The 15916-nt window shown below is 75.6% G+C and carries 11 protein-coding genes; 3 read left to right on the top strand and 8 right to left on the bottom strand.

All coding sequences use genetic code 11. The annotated features are described in order from the left end of the window. Positions 1-214 precede the first annotated feature (214 nt). Both ABD832_RS28655 and ABD832_RS28650 read right to left on the bottom strand, forming a co-directional pair. Positions 215-1801: a glycerol-3-phosphate dehydrogenase/oxidase gene (locus ABD832_RS28655; protein WP_344901785.1), complete on the bottom strand. Its 1587-nt coding sequence runs from the start codon at positions 1799-1801 to the stop codon at positions 215-217. A gap of 44 nt (positions 1802-1845) precedes the next feature. Beyond that, the gene (locus ABD832_RS28650; protein ID WP_344900890.1) at positions 1846-2412 is read right to left on the bottom strand and encodes a TetR/AcrR family transcriptional regulator; all 567 of its coding nucleotides are present in this window, start codon (positions 2410-2412) and stop codon (positions 1846-1848) included. A 46-nt stretch (positions 2413-2458) separates the two neighbouring features. Between ABD832_RS28650 and ABD832_RS28645 the strand changes: the two genes are divergently transcribed. Continuing rightward, positions 2459-4045: an FAD-binding oxidoreductase gene (locus ABD832_RS28645; RefSeq protein WP_344901782.1), complete on the top strand. Its 1587-nt coding sequence runs from the start codon at positions 2459-2461 to the stop codon at positions 4043-4045. Between the two features lie 106 nt (positions 4046-4151). Here ABD832_RS28645 and ABD832_RS28640 read toward each other — a convergent pair whose 3' ends face one another. Continuing rightward, on the bottom strand, positions 4152-4562 hold the full coding sequence (locus ABD832_RS28640; protein WP_344900888.1) for an acyl-CoA thioesterase: 411 nt from the start codon (positions 4560-4562) through the stop codon (positions 4152-4154). 100 nt (positions 4563-4662) lie between these two features. Here ABD832_RS28640 and ABD832_RS28635 point away from each other — a divergent pair, with 100 nt between their 5' ends. Continuing rightward, positions 4663-6159: a metallophosphoesterase family protein gene (locus ABD832_RS28635; protein ID WP_344900886.1), complete on the top strand. Its 1497-nt coding sequence runs from the start codon at positions 4663-4665 to the stop codon at positions 6157-6159. 35 nt (positions 6160-6194) lie between these two features. After that, on the top strand, positions 6195-7790 hold the full coding sequence (locus ABD832_RS28630; RefSeq protein ID WP_344900884.1) for a bifunctional 3'-5' exonuclease/DNA polymerase: 1596 nt from the start codon (positions 6195-6197) through the stop codon (positions 7788-7790). Between the two features lie 175 nt (positions 7791-7965). Here the strand turns inward: ABD832_RS28630 and ABD832_RS28625 are convergent, their stop codons facing one another. The 5 genes from ABD832_RS28625 to ABD832_RS28605 all read right to left on the bottom strand — a co-directional run bounded on the left by ABD832_RS28625 (position 7966) and on the right by ABD832_RS28605 (position 15725). Beyond that, positions 7966-9429, bottom strand: coding sequence for an MFS transporter (locus ABD832_RS28625; RefSeq protein WP_344900882.1), 1464 nt, complete (start codon positions 9427-9429; stop codon positions 7966-7968). 51 nt (positions 9430-9480) lie between these two features. Then, the gene (locus tag ABD832_RS28620; RefSeq protein ID WP_344900880.1) at positions 9481-11589 is read right to left on the bottom strand and encodes a serine/threonine-protein kinase; all 2109 of its coding nucleotides are present in this window, start codon (positions 11587-11589) and stop codon (positions 9481-9483) included. A 271-nt stretch (positions 11590-11860) separates the two neighbouring features. Then, positions 11861-13261 (bottom strand): YlbE family protein, encoded by a 1401-nt coding sequence (locus tag ABD832_RS28615; protein WP_344900878.1) that lies wholly within the window; start codon positions 13259-13261, stop codon positions 11861-11863. Then, entirely contained in the window at positions 13258-14850 is a 1593-nt protein-coding gene (locus ABD832_RS28610; RefSeq protein ID WP_344900876.1) for an AllF/FdrA family protein, read from the bottom strand. Before ABD832_RS28610 ends, ABD832_RS28615 begins: the two co-directional genes overlap by 4 nt. Beyond that, positions 14847-15725 carry an oxamate carbamoyltransferase subunit AllH family protein gene (locus ABD832_RS28605; RefSeq protein ID WP_344900874.1) on the bottom strand — a complete coding sequence of 293 codons (879 nt, stop codon included), beginning with the start codon at positions 15723-15725 and terminating at the stop codon, positions 14847-14849. The genes ABD832_RS28610 and ABD832_RS28605 overlap by 4 nt, the downstream gene beginning before the upstream one ends. Positions 15726-15916 lie beyond the last annotated feature (191 nt).

Raw genomic sequence — 15916 nt, 5'->3', positions numbered from 1 at the left:
TGGCGAGCTGTGCCGACGTCCCGCCGGACCGTGAAAATTTCAGGCCGGGCGTCCACGGCCTCGCACCGGGCCCGGCGCGAGGCCGTCGCACCGGACCCGGCGGATCCGGAAGGAACCGGTCGGCCGCGCGTCCCGGTCGGCCTCAGGCCTCGGCCCGGCCCGGTGCGAGCGGCCGGTCTCAGGCTTCGGCCCGGCCCGGTGGGAGCGGCCGGTCTCAGGTCTCGGCGGGGCCCGTCGGGAGCGGGTCGGCCAGCGCCGCCCGCGCCATGGGGAGCGCGGCCTCGCGGTCGGCCGGGATCAGGCCGATCCGGGTCCTGCGGTCGAGCAGGTCGTCCACGTCCAGGGCGCCCTCGTGCCTGACCGCCCAGACCAGCTCGGCCCCGGTCACCCCGGTCGGCCCGGCCTCGGCCAGCCGGGGCTCCCGCTCCATCAAAGCCCGTACCGCGCCCGCCTCGCCGCCGTAGCGCTCCACCAGCCGGTCGGCGACCCCGCCGTGCCGTCCCGCCGCGGAGGCCCCGGCCCGGCCGGGACGACCGGGACCGCGCCGGCCGTCCCCGCCGCCACGCTCACCGACGTGCCCGTCGTCGTGCCCGCCGCCCCGTCCGCCGGGCGGGATCGCGCCGACGAGGGGCAGCGCCGCGGTACGGCTCGGGCCCGCGGTGATCCGGCCCGAGGAGACGGCCAGGTCGACCGCGTCCTCGGCCATCCGCCGGTACGTGGTCAGCTTGCCGCCCACCACCGTCACCATCCCGTCGCGGGTGGTCAGCAGCGCGTGCCGCCTGGACAGGTCGGCGGTACGGCCCTCACCGTCCAGCAGCGGGCGCAGCCCCGCGTGGGCACCGGCCACCTCCTCGCGCCGCACCGGCTCCTCCAGCACGGAGTTGAGCACCGACAGCAGGAGGACGACGTCCTCCTCCGGAGCCTGCGGGACGTCCGGGACGGGGCCGTCCACCGGCTCGTCGGTGAGGCCGACCAGGACCCGCCCGTCGGCCTGGGGCAGGACCAGCGCGAACCGGTCGCTCTCACCCGGGATCGGCACGTGCAGCCCCGCGACCAGGCCGGGCAGCGTCCCGGGACGCAGCACCAGGTGGGTACCGCGCGAGGGGCGCATCCGCAGGCCGGGGTGCAGCCCGGCGGCCCAGACCCCGGCCGCGTTGATCACGGCCCTGGCCCGGACGGTCAGGGTCTCCCCGGTGAGCTCGTCGCGGACCAGAGCCCCGTCGCCGGAGACCTCCAGCGCCCGGCAGCGGGTCAGCACCCTGGCCCCGTGGGCTGCGGCCGTCCTGGCCACGGCGAGCACCAGCCGGGCGTCGTCCAGCAGCCGGCCGTCCCAGGACAGCAGGGCGCCGCGCAGCCCGGCCGGGCCCAGCGGCGGGGCGAGGGCGCGCGCCCGCCCGGAGGAGATCCGGCAGGGGCCGGGAAGCAGGCTGCGGGGGGTACGCGCCGCGGCCCGCAGGCCGTCGCCGAGCCGGTAGCCGGTCATGACCAGCGCCGCCTGCCGCCGGGAGACCTCCGGGACCAGCGGCAGCAGGTAGGGCTGCGCCCGCACCAGGTGCGGGGCGATCCGCCCGAGCAGCAGGCCGCGCTCCACCGCGCTCTCGTACGCCACCCCGACCTGCCCCCTGGCCAGGTAGCGCAGCCCGCCGTGGATCATCTTGGAGCTCCACCGGGAGGTGCCGAACGCCAGGTCGTGCGCGTCGATCGCGGCGACCGACAGGCCACGGGAGGCGGCGTCCAGCGCCACGCCCGCGCCGGTGGCCCCCAGACCCACCACCAGCACGTCCACCACGAGGCCGGGCATCTCGGCGAGCTCGCGGGCCCGGCGGGCGGCGTTCAGGGAGGAGTTCACGGTCGCAGGTACCTTTCCAGGAGGGTGGCCAGCTCGGCGTCGAGGTCGTCCTCGGTGAGCGGGCCGAGCATGGTGGCGCCGGAGAGCAGGAACGACTGCGCGGTCAGCAGCACCGCGGCCGACAGCCCGGCCGGCTCGCCCGCGCGCACGGTGCCGAGCCCCTGGCCCCGGACGATCGCCGACTCGACCAGGGCGAGCATGGCCTCGTGGCTGGCGCCCCGGCGGCGCAGCAGGTAGGGCAGGAGCAGTTCCGGGTCCACCTCGACGATCTTCCGCCAGAGCGGGTGGACGCGCAGCGCCCGTACCGTCGCCACCGCCGCGGTGACCGGGTCCTCGGTGGCGAACCTGTCCGCGACGCGCACCCACTCGCGGGTCATCAGGTCGGCGACGAGGCCGCGCACGTCGGGCCAGCGGCGGTAGATCGTCATCCGGGAGAGCCCGGCCCGCCGGGCCACGTCGGTGAGCGTGGTGCGCCGCACCCCGACCGCGAGGATCACCTCGCGGGCCGCGTCGAGGACCTGGTCGCCCCCGGGGACGCCTGTGTTGTGACGGATGGACGTCATATGTCACAGTGTAGACGTGGAACATCGAACAGGGAACGCGGATCCCATGCTCTGGTCCGGCTGGGGCGACCCCGCCAAGGCCGTCGACCTGCCCGAGGCGGTCCGGGGCCTGCTCGGCGACCTGCTCGGGGTGCGGCCGCCCCGGGTCGGGGCCGCGGGCATGGACGAGGTGCGGCTGCCGCCCGCCGCGCTGCCCGAGCCGGTCCTGGCCGAGCTGCGCTCCCTGGTCGGAGCCGATCACGTGCGCCTCGACCACGACGCCCGCGTCCGGCACACCCGTGGCAAGTCCACCCCCGACCTGCTGCGGATGCGGGCCGGGGACGGCTCCGACGCCCCCGACGCGGTCGTGCTGCCCTCCTGTCACGACGAGGTGCTGGCCGTGCTGGCCGCGTGCGCCGCGCACCGGGTCGCGGTGGTCCCCTTCGGCGGCGGCACCTCCGTGGTCGGCGGCCTGGTCGCCTCCCGGCGGGGCTTCGCCGGGGTCGTCGCGCTGGATCTGGCCCGGCTCGACCGGCTGGTCGCGGTGGACGCCGAGTCGATGGTCGCCGAGCTGGAGCCGGGACTGCGCGCCCCCGAGGCCGAACGGCTGCTGGCCGCGCACGGCCTCACGCTGGGGCACTTCCCCCAGTCGTTCGAGTACGCCACGCTCGGTGGCTTCGCCGCCGCCCGCTCCAGCGGCCAGGCCTCGGCCGGGTACGGGCGCTTCGACGACATGGTGGTCGGCATGACCGTGGCCACCCCGCGCGGCACCCTCGACCTCGGCCGGGCACCCCGGTCGGCCGCGGGTCCCGACCTGCGCCAGGTGATGCTCGGCTCCGAGGGGGCCTTCGGCGTGATCACCTCGCTGCGGCTGCGGGTCCGGCCCGTCCCCGCCGAGCGCGTCTACGAGGGGTGGCGGTTCGCGTCGTTCGCCGAGGGCTCGGCCGCGCTGCGGGCCCTGGTCCAGCGGGACGCCGCACCCACCGTGCTGCGCCTGTCCGACGAGACCGAGACGATGATCGGCCTGGCCCGGCCCGCGGAGATCGGCGCGCCGTCGGCCGGGACGGGCTGCCTGGCCGTCACCGGCCACGAGGGCACCGCGGCCGAGGTGGCCGCCCGGCGCGAGCGGACCGCGGCCGTGCTTTCCGGGCTCGGCGGCGTCCCACTGGGCACGGACCCCGGCCGGGCGTGGGAGCACGGGCGCTACTCCGCGCCTTACCTGCGCGACGCGCTGCTCGCCGCCGGGGCGACCGTCGAGACGCTGGAGACGGCGGGCTTCTGGTCGAACCTGCCCCGCCTGTACGACGCCGTACGGCTCTCGCTGGCCGGCTCGCTCGGCTCACCGCTGGTCATGTGCCACATCTCGCACGTCTACGCCACCGGCGCCAGCCTGTACTTCACGGTCGTCACCGCGCAGACCGGCGACCCGCTCGGGCAGTGGGAGTCGGCCAAGCGGGCGGTCGGCGAGGCGATCGTCCGGGCGGGCGGCACGATCTCGCACCACCACGGCGTCGGCCGCGACCACCGGGAGGCCCACGCGGCCGAGATCGGCGAGCTGGGCGTGGAGATCCTGCGCGGGATCAAGGACCGGCTCGACCCGGAGGGCGTCCTCAACCCCGGGGTCCTGCTGGCGGCCGGGGGTTCCGGGGACTGAGACCCGTCCCGGTCCGCCCAGGGCCACCCGGATCCCCGGGCCCGCGCGGAGATCCGGCGGCAGGGGTCCGGGGGAGCGGGATCCGGCGGCAGGGGCCCGGGGGAGGTCACCCGGTGACCGCGAGCTCCTCCATGGCCTTCCGGAGCGGCCCGGGAATCTCCGCCGGGCGCCGGGTCCCCCGGTCGACGAACACGTGGACGAAGTGGCCCTCCGCCACGACCGTCTCGCCGTCCTCGCGGAAGAGCCCCAGCTCGTACCGGACGCTGGAGCGGCCCAGGTGCCCGACGCGCAGCCCGACCCGGACGGGCTCGGGGAAGGACACCGAGGAGCGGTAGACGCAGTGCGACTCGACGCACAGGCCGATCACGTCACCGTCGTGGACGTCCAGCCCGGCGGCCCTGATCAGCCAGGAGTTGATCACGGTGTCCATCATCGAGTAGTGGACGGCGTTGTTGACGTGGCCGTAGACGTCGTTGTCCTTCCACCTGGTCGGAACGGTCTCCCAGTAGGCGTACACGGGAGAACCATATTCCAGAGAGGGTGTCCGGGCACCCCCGGATCGGCCGCCTTCGCCCGGATCGGATGCGACTTCGTATGATCATTGCCAAGATATGGTCATGGTCGATGTCGGGCGGGCGGCGGAACGCGGGCGTGAGGTCTCCTCCCGGGTGTCGGAGGAGGGGGCGGGCTGGTCCTGTACCCGGATCGGCACCTTCAGGGAGCTGCTGCCCGGCAGGGAGTCCTTCTCCTGGCTGAACCTGCGCACGATCTGGCGGTCCAGGAACGAGGTGCTGGCGGCCCTGTTCGGCGACCCGTCCGGGCAGGTCCGTGCCCAGTGGACGGCCGCGCAGCGCGAGCGGGGCGTCGACCCCTCCTTCCGCATCCCGGTGGACGTCGGCCCGGAGTTCTCCTTCCTGCTCCTCGGCGACACCGGGGAGGGCGACTCCTCGCAGTACGCCGTGGTGCCGGGCATGCTGAGGATCGGCGAGGGGACCGCCTTCGCGGTGGTCGCCAGCGACGTGGTCTACCCCACCGGATCCGGCAACGAGTACGAGGACAAGTTCTTCCGCCCGTACCAGGACTACCCCGCCCCGATCTACGCCGTCCCCGGCAACCACGACTGGTACGACGGGCTCGGCGGCTTCATGCGGGTCTTCTGCGACGCCCCCGCGCCGAAGGGGTTCAGCCCCGCACCCTCGGGACTGCGCGGCCTGCTGTGGAGCAGGCCGGAGCCGATCGACGAGGCCCGGCTGGCCAGGGCGCGCGAGCGGCGCTCCGGGCCCGGCCAGCGGGCCGTCCAGCCCGCGCCGTACTGGGCGATCGAGACCCCGGGCCTGGTCCTCGTCGGCGTGGACACCGGCATCCGCGGCGACATCGACGCCGAGCAGACCGCCTGGCTGCGCGAGGTCTCCCGCGACCCCAGGCCCAAGGTGCTCATCACCGGCAAGCCCATCTACACCCGCAACGAGTACAAGCCGTCGCGGCTGGCCGGCGGCGGCACCGTCGACGACATCGTCACCGACCCCGCGCACAACTACGTCGCGGCGATCGGCGGCGACGTGCACAACTACCAGCGCTTCCCGATCAGGGTGGGCGAGCGGACCGTCCAGTACATCGTGGCGGGCGGGTCGGGGGCGTTCATGCACGCCACCCACACCATCCCCCGGGTCACCGTCGCGGGCCTGCACGAGGACGACTACCGCTGCTACCCGCTGCGCGGAGACTCCCTGTCGTTCTACAGCAGGCTCTACAGCGACCGGCTGCGCATGCGCTGGCTCTACCTCACGCCCGCCGAGAGCGCGGCGCTGATGTCCCGGCGGATCGGCAACACCCCGGTGCGCGACATCCCGCCGGTGCCGATCACGCGCCGGATGCGGTGGGCCGCCCGGATCCTCGGCGGCTGGCCGATGCCGTTGCGGCTGCCGGTGGGCAGGACCTTCCACCGCTACCTGTCGGAGCTGTCGGACTGGGACACCCCGCCGTTCTTCAAGAGCTTCCTGCACGTCTCGGTGACGCCGGAGACCCTGAGGATCCGCTGCTTCGCCGCGACCGGCTGCCTGCCGCAGGAGGTCGAGCCCCCGCTCGAGGACGAGATCGCCATACCGCTCGTCTGAACGAGAATGTCGGGGCCGCGTGGCACTGTTGGGGCATGAACGTGTCGGTCGCACCCGCCGCCGGGGGCGGGGGAGTGCTCCGCGCCGACGGCGAGCCCGCCAGGGCCGTGACCGACCTGGCCGCGGAGGTGCGCCGGCTGGAGGAGCGGCGCCCGCGCTGGGTCTGGGCCGACACCCGGGAGGTCTACCCGTCGCTGCTCGCCGCGGGCGTGCGGCCGGCGCGCTGCCACGACCTGGCGCTGACCGAGGGCCTGCTCCTGGCCCACGAGGGGCGTTTCGGCGAGCCCCGGTCGGCCAGGGCCGCGTACGCGCGGCTGCGCGGCCTGCCGGTGCCGGACGACCCGCACGGGCCCCAGGCGCGGCAGGCGACCCTGTTCGACGAGGAGGCGCCGGAGCCGGACGCGGACCTGGTCGCCGAGGTCCACGCCGACCAGCTGCGCCGCGTCGAGCGGACCGCCGACCCGCACCGGTTCCGGCTGCTGGTCGCCGCCGAGTCGGCCGGGGCGCTCATCGCCGCGGAGATGGCCCGCGACGGCATCCCCTGGCGCCGGGACGCGCACGACGAGCTGCTGACCGGGCTGCTCGGCCCGCGCCCGGTGCACGGCATGCGACCGGCCAGGCTGCAGGCCCTGGCGGACGAGGTGGCGGCCGCGTTCGGCACGTCGTTCAACCCCGACTCCCCGCAGCAGATCCTGCGGGCGTTCAAGACGGCGGGCGTGCCCGTCGCCTCCACCCGGGCCCGTGACATCAGGCAGGCCGACCACCCCGGGGTCGAGCCCCTGCTGGCCTACAAGGAGATGGCCAGGTTCTACAGCTTCCACGGCTGGGCCTGGGCCGACCAGTGGGTCCGCGACGGGCGCTTCCGCCCCGAGTACGTGGTCGGCGGCGTGGTGACGGGCCGGTGGGCCACCAACGGCGGCGGCGCCCTGCAGATCCACAAGCTGATGCGCAAGGTGATCGTGGCCGACGACGGGTGGACGCTGGTGGTCGCCGACGCGGCCCAGCTGGAGCCCCGGGTGCTGGCCGCGATGGCCGGGGACGGCGGCCTGGCCAGGGCGGCCGGGCAGACCGACCTCTACCAGGCGCTGGCGCAGGTGTTCGGCGGCGAGCGGGACAACGCCAAGATCGCCATGCTCTCGGCGATGTACGGCGGCACCAGCGGAGACGCGCCCAAGCTGCTGGCCGTGATGCGCAGGCGCTTCCCCCTGGCCTACCGGTTCGTGGAGGACGCGGCCCGCGAGGGGGAGGAGGGCAAGGTGGTCCGCTCCTGGCTGGGCCGCACCTCGCCGCCGCCCTCGTCGGGCTGGCGGGAGCTGGTCTCCGGTCCCGAGGGGGGCCGGGCGGCCCGCGACCGGGGCCGCTTCACCCGCAACTTCGTCGTCCAGGCGACCGCGGCCGAGTGGGCGCTGGTGCTGATGGCGGTGCTGCGCGGCCTGCTGCCCGATCCGGCCCGGCTGGTGTTCTTCCAGCACGACGAGGTCATGGTGCACTGCCCGGCGGAGCAGGCCGACGAGGTGATCGCGGCGGTGGGCCGGGCCGCCGAGGAGGCGGCCCGGCTGCTGTTCGGGGCGACCCCGGTGCGCTTCCCCATGCAGGCGGTCGCGGTGCGCTGCTACGCCGACGCCAAGTGAGCCGTGCCCGTGAGCTGTGCCCGTGAGCTGTGGCCATGAGCTGTGGCCCGTGAGTCGTGCCCGTGAGCCGTGCTCGTGAGCCCCGTGCCCGTCGCGTTCCGGCGGATCCTCTCCCGTGTGGCCCGCCGGACGCCCGGGAACTGTCGCGTGCCCGGTGCCCTTTCCCCGGGCCTTCCTAGGGGACGCGACCGGCCGGGCGGGACGCCGTCCGCAGCAGGGGCAGGACCAGCCAGAGGCCGGTGACCGTCACCATGACCCCGACGGCCGCGCCGAGCACCCCGTACGACAGGCCGCCGACGATCAGCCCGGCCAGGACGGTCCCGGTCGCGCCGCAGATGTTCATCAGCAGGTCGGACAGGCCCTGCACGGCCGTGCGGTGCTCCAGCGTCACCGACTCGCTGAGCATCGCCGAGCCGGCGATCAGCGTGCAGGACCAGCCCAGGCCGAGCAGGAACAGGCCCGCGGTCACCGGGCCGACGTCGTGCGCCCCGGCCCTGCCGGCCAGGACGACGGAGGCCAGCAGCAGGCCCATGCCCAGCACCAGTACCACCACCTTTCCGGCCCGGTCGGTCAGCCAGCCGACCACCGGGGAGAACATGTACATCCCGGCGATGTGCAGGCTGATCACGACACCGATGACCGTGTACGTCGCGCCGCCGTGGTCGAGGTGGACCGGGGTCATGGACATGACCGAGACCATGGCGGTGTGGCCGACCGCGATCGCGGCCAGCGCGCGCACGGCCGCGGGCGTCTCGCGCAGCACCCGCCATCCCGTACGGAACGTGCCCCCGGTGCGGGCGGGGGGCTCCGGCGGGGAGGTGCGGGTGCCGGCGGGGCCGGACGCTCCCGGCGCGGCGGCGGCCTCACCGCTCTCACCGGCGGCCCCGGTCTCACCGGCGGATCCGGTGACCCCGGTGGATCCGGCGGCCCCGGTGGCCGCGGTCGCTTCGGTGACGTCGTCCGTCCGAGAGGATGCCGGCCGGGCCAGCGAGCGCGCCAGGAGCAGCGGGTCGGGGCGCAGCCCGGCGAGGACGACCCCGAGGGCGATCGCGAAGCTCACCAGGGCCAGGGCGAACGGGCCGCTGCCCGGGGCCAGGCCGAGTTCGACGCCCAACCGCTCGACCGGTTCGGCGAAGTTCGGGCCGGTGACCGCCCCGATGGTGGTGGCCCAGACCACCAGCGACAGGTGCCGGGCCGAGTGCCCGGGCGGGGACAGGTCGGTCGCGGAGTAGCGGGAGGACAGGTTGGCCGCGCTGGCCGCGCCGAACAGCACCAGCCCGGCCAGCAGCAGGAGCCACGAGTGCACGGTCACCGCGAGCAGCGAGACCAGGCAGCCGGCCAGGGCACACCCGTAGGCCAGGGTGAGCCCGGCCCGCCGCCCCCCGCGCCCGGACGACCTGGCGGTGGGCAGCGCCAGCAGCGCGGCGCCCAGCACGGTCGCGGTGCCGGCCAGCCCGCTCAGTTCCGTGGAGCCGGAGAGCCTCTCCACGGTCACCGAGCTGAACGTGGCCCCCACGGCGACGCCGATGCCGCCGCTGATCTGGCCGACGGACAGCACCGCGAGCGTCCGCCGCTGCACGGAGGCGACCCGCACCCTGTCGCCGGGGGATATGTCGATGTCTGCGTCATTTGTGATCACGAGTGAAGTCTGTCATCACCCGCGACCACGTCACGAGGGCTTTTCGGACGGTCAGCCGGCCGGGGTGAAGGTGGCGAAGAACGTCTCCAGGGACTCCGCGCTCTTCTCCCAGTCCAGATCCTGCGCCCTGAACGTGATCTGGTAGGCGGTCCGGCCGTCCACCGCGACGTAGCGGGTCAGCCCGTGCATGGGGACCCCGTCGGGCCGGACGTAGGTGTACTCCCAGTCCGCGGCCTTCCAGCCGCGGTAGTCGACCGCCGCCACGCCGACCTCGGTGTACTCGTCGAGGTCCTTCCTGCTGGCCCGGCCGAGCGCGGTCACCGGGTCGGCGACCGGCACCTCGGCGACGGTGATGCTCCGGCCGCCGCGCCTGGGCCCGGAGAAGACGGCCGCTCCGTCGCCGCCCGTCCTGACCGTCCAGCCCTCGGGCACCGCCCCGGACACGCCCCCCGCGCTCAGCCGCTCGAACCCGCCGGGGACCTTTGCGGCCGCCCGCAGGGGCGAGGGCACGGCCGGGACCGAGGCGGACGTGACGGCCCCCGTGCCGGTGGCGTCGGAGTCGTTCCCGGGCAGGAAGACGAGCAGCCCGGCGACCACGATGGCCAGCACGCCGCCCACGCCGAGCATCAGCAGGCGCAGGTCGGGGCCGCCGGTGGAGCGGGCGTCGCCCCCCGGTGACCGTCCGCTCGCCCGGGTGCCGCCGCGGAACGGTGAGGTGGGCCGGGAGTCCTGGGCGGACCGCGCCGCCCGGCCGCCCTCCGGCACGCCGGGGGCGGACCGCCGCGACCCCTCGCGAGCGGGCGCGGCCGGGCCGGGCCCGTCCGCGAAACCGCGCGCCGAGGTGGTGGACGGGCCGCCGTGCAGGTCGCCGGGGAACACGGGCGACGCGGTGAACGGGTCGCTCGGGAACGGGGACGACGTGGCGAACGGGTCGTCCGGGAACGCCCACGGCGCGGACGGGCCCTCGTCCGGCACGGTCGCCGGAGCGCGCAGCGCGTCGTAGCCGCGCAGGTGGCCGCCGGACAGGCTGACGAACCCGGTGTCACCCGCCCGAGGGACGGCGAGCGGGTCCGAGGAGGGCGTCCCGAAGGAGACGGCGCCCTGCTCGTAGGGCACCCGGATCGGGCCGGAGGGCGTCTCGATGATCCTGGACGGCATCGGCCCCGGCGGCACGTCCAGCGGGGGCATCAGGTGCACCGGCAGGGAGTCGCCGGGAAGCGGCATCGACGAGGGCGCCGACGAGGGCACCGGGCTGGGCGTGAGCGTGGTGCTGGAACCGTGGCTGCGCAGCACCCGCTCCAGCAGCTCCGCGACCTGCGCGGCGGTCATCCGCTCGTCGGGGTCCTTGCGCAGCAGGCCCTCGATGACGGTGATCAGGGCACCGGCCCGCCGGGGGCGGGCGGGCTCCTGGGTGAGGATCGCGCCGAGCACCGCCATGGCGTCCGGTCCCTCGTAGGGGGGCCGGCCCTCGACGGCCGCGTAGAGCGTGGCGCCGAAGGACCACAGGTCGGAGGCCTGCGTGATCGGCCGGCCCGACAGCCGCTCCGGCGGGACGTAGGCGGGCGAGCCCATCATCAGGCCGGTCTGGGTGATGGCGACGTCGCCCTCGATCGCGGCGATGCCGAAGTCGGTGAGCACCACGCGGTCGGAGGTCAGCAGCACGTTGCCCGGCTTGACGTCGCGGTGCATGATCCCGGCGGCGTGGGCGTGGCGGAGCGCGTCGAGCACCCGCACGCCGATCTCGGCGGCCTGGATCACCGGCAGCGGCCCGCTCTGCCGTACGGCCTGCTCCAGCGACCAGGCGCGGACCAGCTCCATCACGATCCAGGGGCGGCCGTCCTCCTCGACGACGTCGTGCACGGTGACGATGCCGGGGTGGCTGAGCCGGGCCGCCGAACGGGCCTCGCGGAGCATCCGCCGGTGCGCGACCTGCTTGCCCGCGTGGTCCAGCCCGAAGGGGAGGATCAGTTCCTTGACGGCGACGTCCCGATCGAGCAGCACGTCGTGCGCGTGCCACACCACGCCCATCCCGCCGCGGCCCACCGGCGACACCAGGCGGTAGCGCCTGCCCACCAGCCTGCCCTGGCCCCCGGACGCCGCTCCGGGGGAGCCGCCGCCCTCGGGTCCGTGGGGGGATCTCCCGAGCAAGCGATCGGTCATAGTACCCCGTTCCCCATAACCAGCCTTTTCGTGAGGGTGGACACGATAGCGGGATGTCATTCCGTTACGGAAGTTTGACATGACGAATGGCATGGGGTGATGTATGTCGGTTATCCGTGTCCCCTGGATCACCGACCGTGAGCCCGCCGCGACGTCGCCGCATGCTACCGGCGGGCGCCCGCCTTGTCAGCCGTGTTCTGCGCGGCCTTGGCCCGTTCTGTCTGGACACATCCGGCTCGTCCGGCTCGTCCGGCCGACGGGAGCCCCGGACCTACCCGTCCCCGGGCTCGGCGGCGCGGGCCAGCGCGGACAGCGCGGCGGTGAAGGCCGAGGCGGGCGGGCTGACCAGCCCCGCGCCGACCTGGCCGGTCCCCGCCACCCGCCCGGCGATACCGGTGTTCACGGTGGGCAGCAGCCCCGTCCTGGCGACCAGCGTGACGTCCACGCCGACCGGCGTGCCCCGGAAACCCAGCCCCGGGATCTGGTACGCCGGATGCTCGGCCAGGGTGATCTCGTACATGGACCGGGTGGCCGCGGTCGCGTCCGACACGTCGCCGCCGACGAACCTGACGATCGCCGGGGCCGCGGCCATCGCGAAACCGCCCAGGCCCGCCGTCTCGGTGATCGTGGAGTCGCCGATGTCGGGGTTGGCGTCGTCCGGCCCGTACGCGCCGAGGTAGAGACCGTCCGGCACGCCCGCGGGGCCGGTGAACCAGCGGTCCCCCAGCCCGGAGACCTGGACCCCGAAGTCGGTGCCGTTGCGGGCCATCGCGACGACCATCGTGGAGCCGGGGACGTCCCTGGCGGCGTCGGCGGCGACCTTGCACGCGGCCATGCCCGGGTTGAGGAAGAAGTGGTCGTTGCCGTTGATGAACCGCAGCACCTCGGCGGCGCGGCCGGGGGCTGCCTCCACCACCTCGGGGGCCAGCTCGCGCACCAGCAGCGAGGTGGCGGCGCGGTTGCGGTTGTGCAGCTCGTCGCCCATCTGCAGGGCCTGCGCGGCCAGCGACCGCAGGTCCAGCGGGCCGCTGCGCTCCAGGGTCGCCTGGAGCACCGGGCCGAGCACGTCGGCCATCCAGCGCAACCGCTCCAGCACCTCGGGGCCGTACGCGCCGTAGCGCAGCACCTTGCCCAGCCCTTCGTTGAGCGAGCAGTAGGCGGTACCGCCGTGCTCGGCGTCCCGTACCTCGAACATCCACATCGACGGGGTGACCACGCCCGCCATCGGGCCGACGGCCCGATGGTGGTGGCAGGAGTCCAGCCGGGCCCGGCCCGCGGCCAGCCGTTCCCCGGCCTCCTCGGCGTCGCCGGCCAGCCCCTCCAGCAGCATGGCCCCGATCAGCGCGCCCCGCAGCGGGCCCGAGGCGCGCTCCCACTCGATCGGCGGCCCGGCGTGCAGGAACGTGCCCTCGGGCAGGTCGAGCACCTCGCGCGCGGGCCGCACGCCGACGAGCTGCGGCCGTGCCGAGACCAGGCGGCCCACGGCCGTCGCGTTGGCGCGCTCCCTGCGCGGGTCGGCCAGCACCCGGGCCAGGTCGGCCTCGGTGCCGGGCATCGGCGGGCGCCAGTCCACCCGGGTCCGGGGGACGGCCTGCGCGTCGAGCGCCTCGCCGAGCAGGTCGGTCCCCACCGTGATCACTTCCGGCTCGCCGGAGAGCATGGGCAGCGTCATGGGCGGCCTCCTGAACGGGTGACGGCGCCGGTGCCGGCCGCGCCGGTGGCGTCGGCTGCGTCGGTGGCGTCGGTGGCGGCAGCGCCGGTGACGCCGGTGACGTCGGCGGTGCCGGTGGCGCCCGCGAGTTCCGCGGCGTGCCGGGCGGCGCGGGCGTTGGAGGTGAACACCGCCGCGCCCGCCGCGTTCAGCGCCTCGGCCTGGGCGTTGAGCCCTTGGGGGTCGCCCTCGGAGCCGACCAGCGCGACGACCACCGCGACGCCCCGGGCGACGGCCCCGGCGATCGCGGGCGCCAGACGGGCCGAGGGGTCGGGGTCGGCGCCGTGGCCGAGGACCACGTCGAGCAGGGCCACGCCACCGGCCGGCACCGCGGCCAGCGCCTCCAGCCGGAGCGCCGGGTCGATCATCGGGTGCGCGCGGCCGACCGTGTAGGCGTCGTCGCCGAAGTCGGTGAACTCCCCGCTCCCGGCGATCAGCCGGGCCTCCACGCAGAGCGTCCCGCCCGAGTAGATCCCCCGCGGCCCGCCCGCGCCTTCCGCGCGGTCGCCGGCCGGGCCCGCGATCCCCGTGGCGCCGTCACCGGCCGGGCCCGCCGACGGGCCCTCGGAAGGGAAGGGGGAAGGCGCGGGCCAGTGCGGCCAGTCGGGGACGGGGACGCCGAGAGCGCGCAGCGCGGCCTCGGCCGCCGAGGTCAGGTCGGCCCGGCCCGCTCCCGCGGGACCGAGCAGGGCGTTCACCACGGGCGTGCGGAGCCCGGCGACGGCCTCGCCGACGACCCGCGCCACCTCCGGCGCCGGAGGCTTGGAGATCAGCACGATCAGCTCGGTCGCGGGGTCGGCGTCCAGCGCCTCCAGGGCGCGCAGCGTGGACAGGCCCCCCACCTCCGCCGACAGGTCGCGTCCGCCCACGCCCAGCACGTGCGAGACGCCCACGCCCGCGATGTCGAGCAGGCAGGTCACCTGCTGGGCGCCCGTCCCCGAGGCCGCCACCACCCCGACCGGGCCGGGCCGCAGCACGTTCGCGAAGCCGAGACCGGCCCCGCCGATCACCGCGGTGCCGCAGTCGGGGCCCATGACCAGCACGCCGCGCTCGGCGGCCCGCCGCTTGAGCAGCACCTCCTGGCCGACCGGCACGTTGTCACTGAAGATCATCACGGACAGGCCCGCCTCGATCGCGTCCAGCGCCTCGGCGAACGCGTGCGGGCCGGGCACCGAGACCAGCGCCAGGGTGGCGGTGCGCCCGCGGGCCGCGGCGCGGACGGTGCGCGGCGGGTGCTCCACCGCGGCACCGCCGGCGGCGGAGACGGAGAGCCCGTCCAGCAGCCCGTCCAGCGCGGCGACGGCGCCCTCCAGCGCGTCCGCCTCGCCGCGCAGCGCGATCAGCAGGTCACCCGGACCGGCCGGGCCCGACGGGCCGGGCGGGGGCGGGGCGAACCCCAGGTCGGCGGCGATGCCCAGGTTGAGCCCGGTGGCCATGGCGACCACCGCCACCTCCACCCCCGGCAGGTCCGCCGCCGCCCGGCTGACCCGCATCAGGCTCACCGAGTCGTGATAGACGCCCGTCCGTATCCGGACCACATCGGTGCTCAACTGCCCCCGCCTTCCAGATCGATCACCGCCGCGAGCCCGATGCGCAACCCCCACGCCAGGTCCGCGCCGGAGGTGTGCCCCAGCCGGAGCAGCCGGTGCAGGGCAGGCTCCAGGGACTGCCGTCCCGCCAGGCCCCGCAGCACGGCCAGCACCTCGCCGCTGGCCTCGCCCCGCGCGGCGCACTGCAGCAGCGACGCCGAGATGGGGGTGGTCCTGCCGCGCACGTCGAAGGTGACCGCCGCGGCCAGCCAGTCGGCCAGCCACACCGCCCGTCCCGCCCCCGCCGCCCCGCCCAGGTGGCGCAGCGCGACCAGCAGCCCGGCGAGCACGTCGTCCCCGCTCGGGGTGAGGCCGGGTCCCAGGCCGACCAGCTGCTCGGCGGCCGTCACGCTCTTGAGCAGCGAGCCCTCGGCGCACCCCTGGGCCAGCAGCCCGGCCGCGCCGTTGCCCTCCAGGCCGGGGCGCCGGGCCGACCGCTCGCACAACCCGGTGAGCGCGGGCAGCGAGCGGGCCAGCCGCTCCACCGGCACCGGGCCGAGCGGCGGGGCCGGATCCCACCAGCGGTGGGCCCTCAGGCTGAGCCGTCCCAGATCGATCGAGCCGTCACCGACGCACGCCTCGTCGCCCACCGCGACCCCCGGCATCGGCCCGCTGATCACCATGGCGTTGGGCAGGCGGGTGGCCTGCCCGGTCACCACCGCGATGACCTGCGGCTCCAGCTCCGTCCGTACCTCGAGGTAGACACCGGCGGGGAAGGCCGCCAGCACCCGCGCCGGGCTGCGGGGCGCCTCCAGCATCCGGCGCAGCGTCGTGCTGGCCGCGCCGGTCGCGTGCGCGCGGACGTGCACGCGCTGCGCCCGGGGGACGCGTTCCAACGGTCATGAGCGCTCCTTCGCCGGCCCCGTGAGTATGGATGGGCGTGCATGGGTACGGAGGTGCTCGCGGCTGTTCGCCCGGTCACGGATCTCCCCCATCCATTGAAGCCGACCGTAGGGCCGGTGCCGGGGAGGCCGTACGGAGAAAGATGCCAACAGTCCGCCCAAAGGTTGGCTCTTCCTGACAGACG

Origin of the sequence: Streptosporangium longisporum (genome assembly GCF_039534895.1) — a bacterium.
Lineage (GTDB): Bacteria > Actinomycetota > Actinomycetes > Streptosporangiales > Streptosporangiaceae > Streptosporangium > Streptosporangium longisporum.
The sequence above is the reverse complement of the archived record's forward strand: the minus strand, read 5'-3'. Positions and strand labels throughout refer to the sequence as shown.

What these genes read in the sequence shown, in the direction of transcription:
- ABD832_RS28655 (WP_344901785.1), bottom strand. Translation starts at nt 1,801, where the DNA reads ATGCCCGGCCTCGTGGTGGACGTGCTGGTGGTGGGTCTGGGGGCCACC.
- ABD832_RS28650 (WP_344900890.1), bottom strand. Translation starts at nt 2,412, where the DNA reads ATGACGTCCATCCGTCACAACACAGGCGTCCCCGGGGGCGACCAGGTC.
- ABD832_RS28645 (WP_344901782.1), top strand. Translation starts at nt 2,459, where the DNA reads ATGCTCTGGTCCGGCTGGGGCGACCCCGCCAAGGCCGTCGACCTGCCC.
- ABD832_RS28635 (WP_344900886.1), top strand. Translation starts at nt 4,663, where the DNA reads ATGGTCGATGTCGGGCGGGCGGCGGAACGCGGGCGTGAGGTCTCCTCC.
- ABD832_RS28630 (WP_344900884.1), top strand. Translation starts at nt 6,195, where the DNA reads ATGAACGTGTCGGTCGCACCCGCCGCCGGGGGCGGGGGAGTGCTCCGC.
- ABD832_RS28620 (WP_344900880.1), bottom strand. Translation starts at nt 11,589, where the DNA reads ATGACCGATCGCTTGCTCGGGAGATCCCCCCACGGACCCGAGGGCGGC.
- ABD832_RS28615 (WP_344900878.1), bottom strand. Translation starts at nt 13,261, where the DNA reads ATGACGCTGCCCATGCTCTCCGGCGAGCCGGAAGTGATCACGGTGGGG.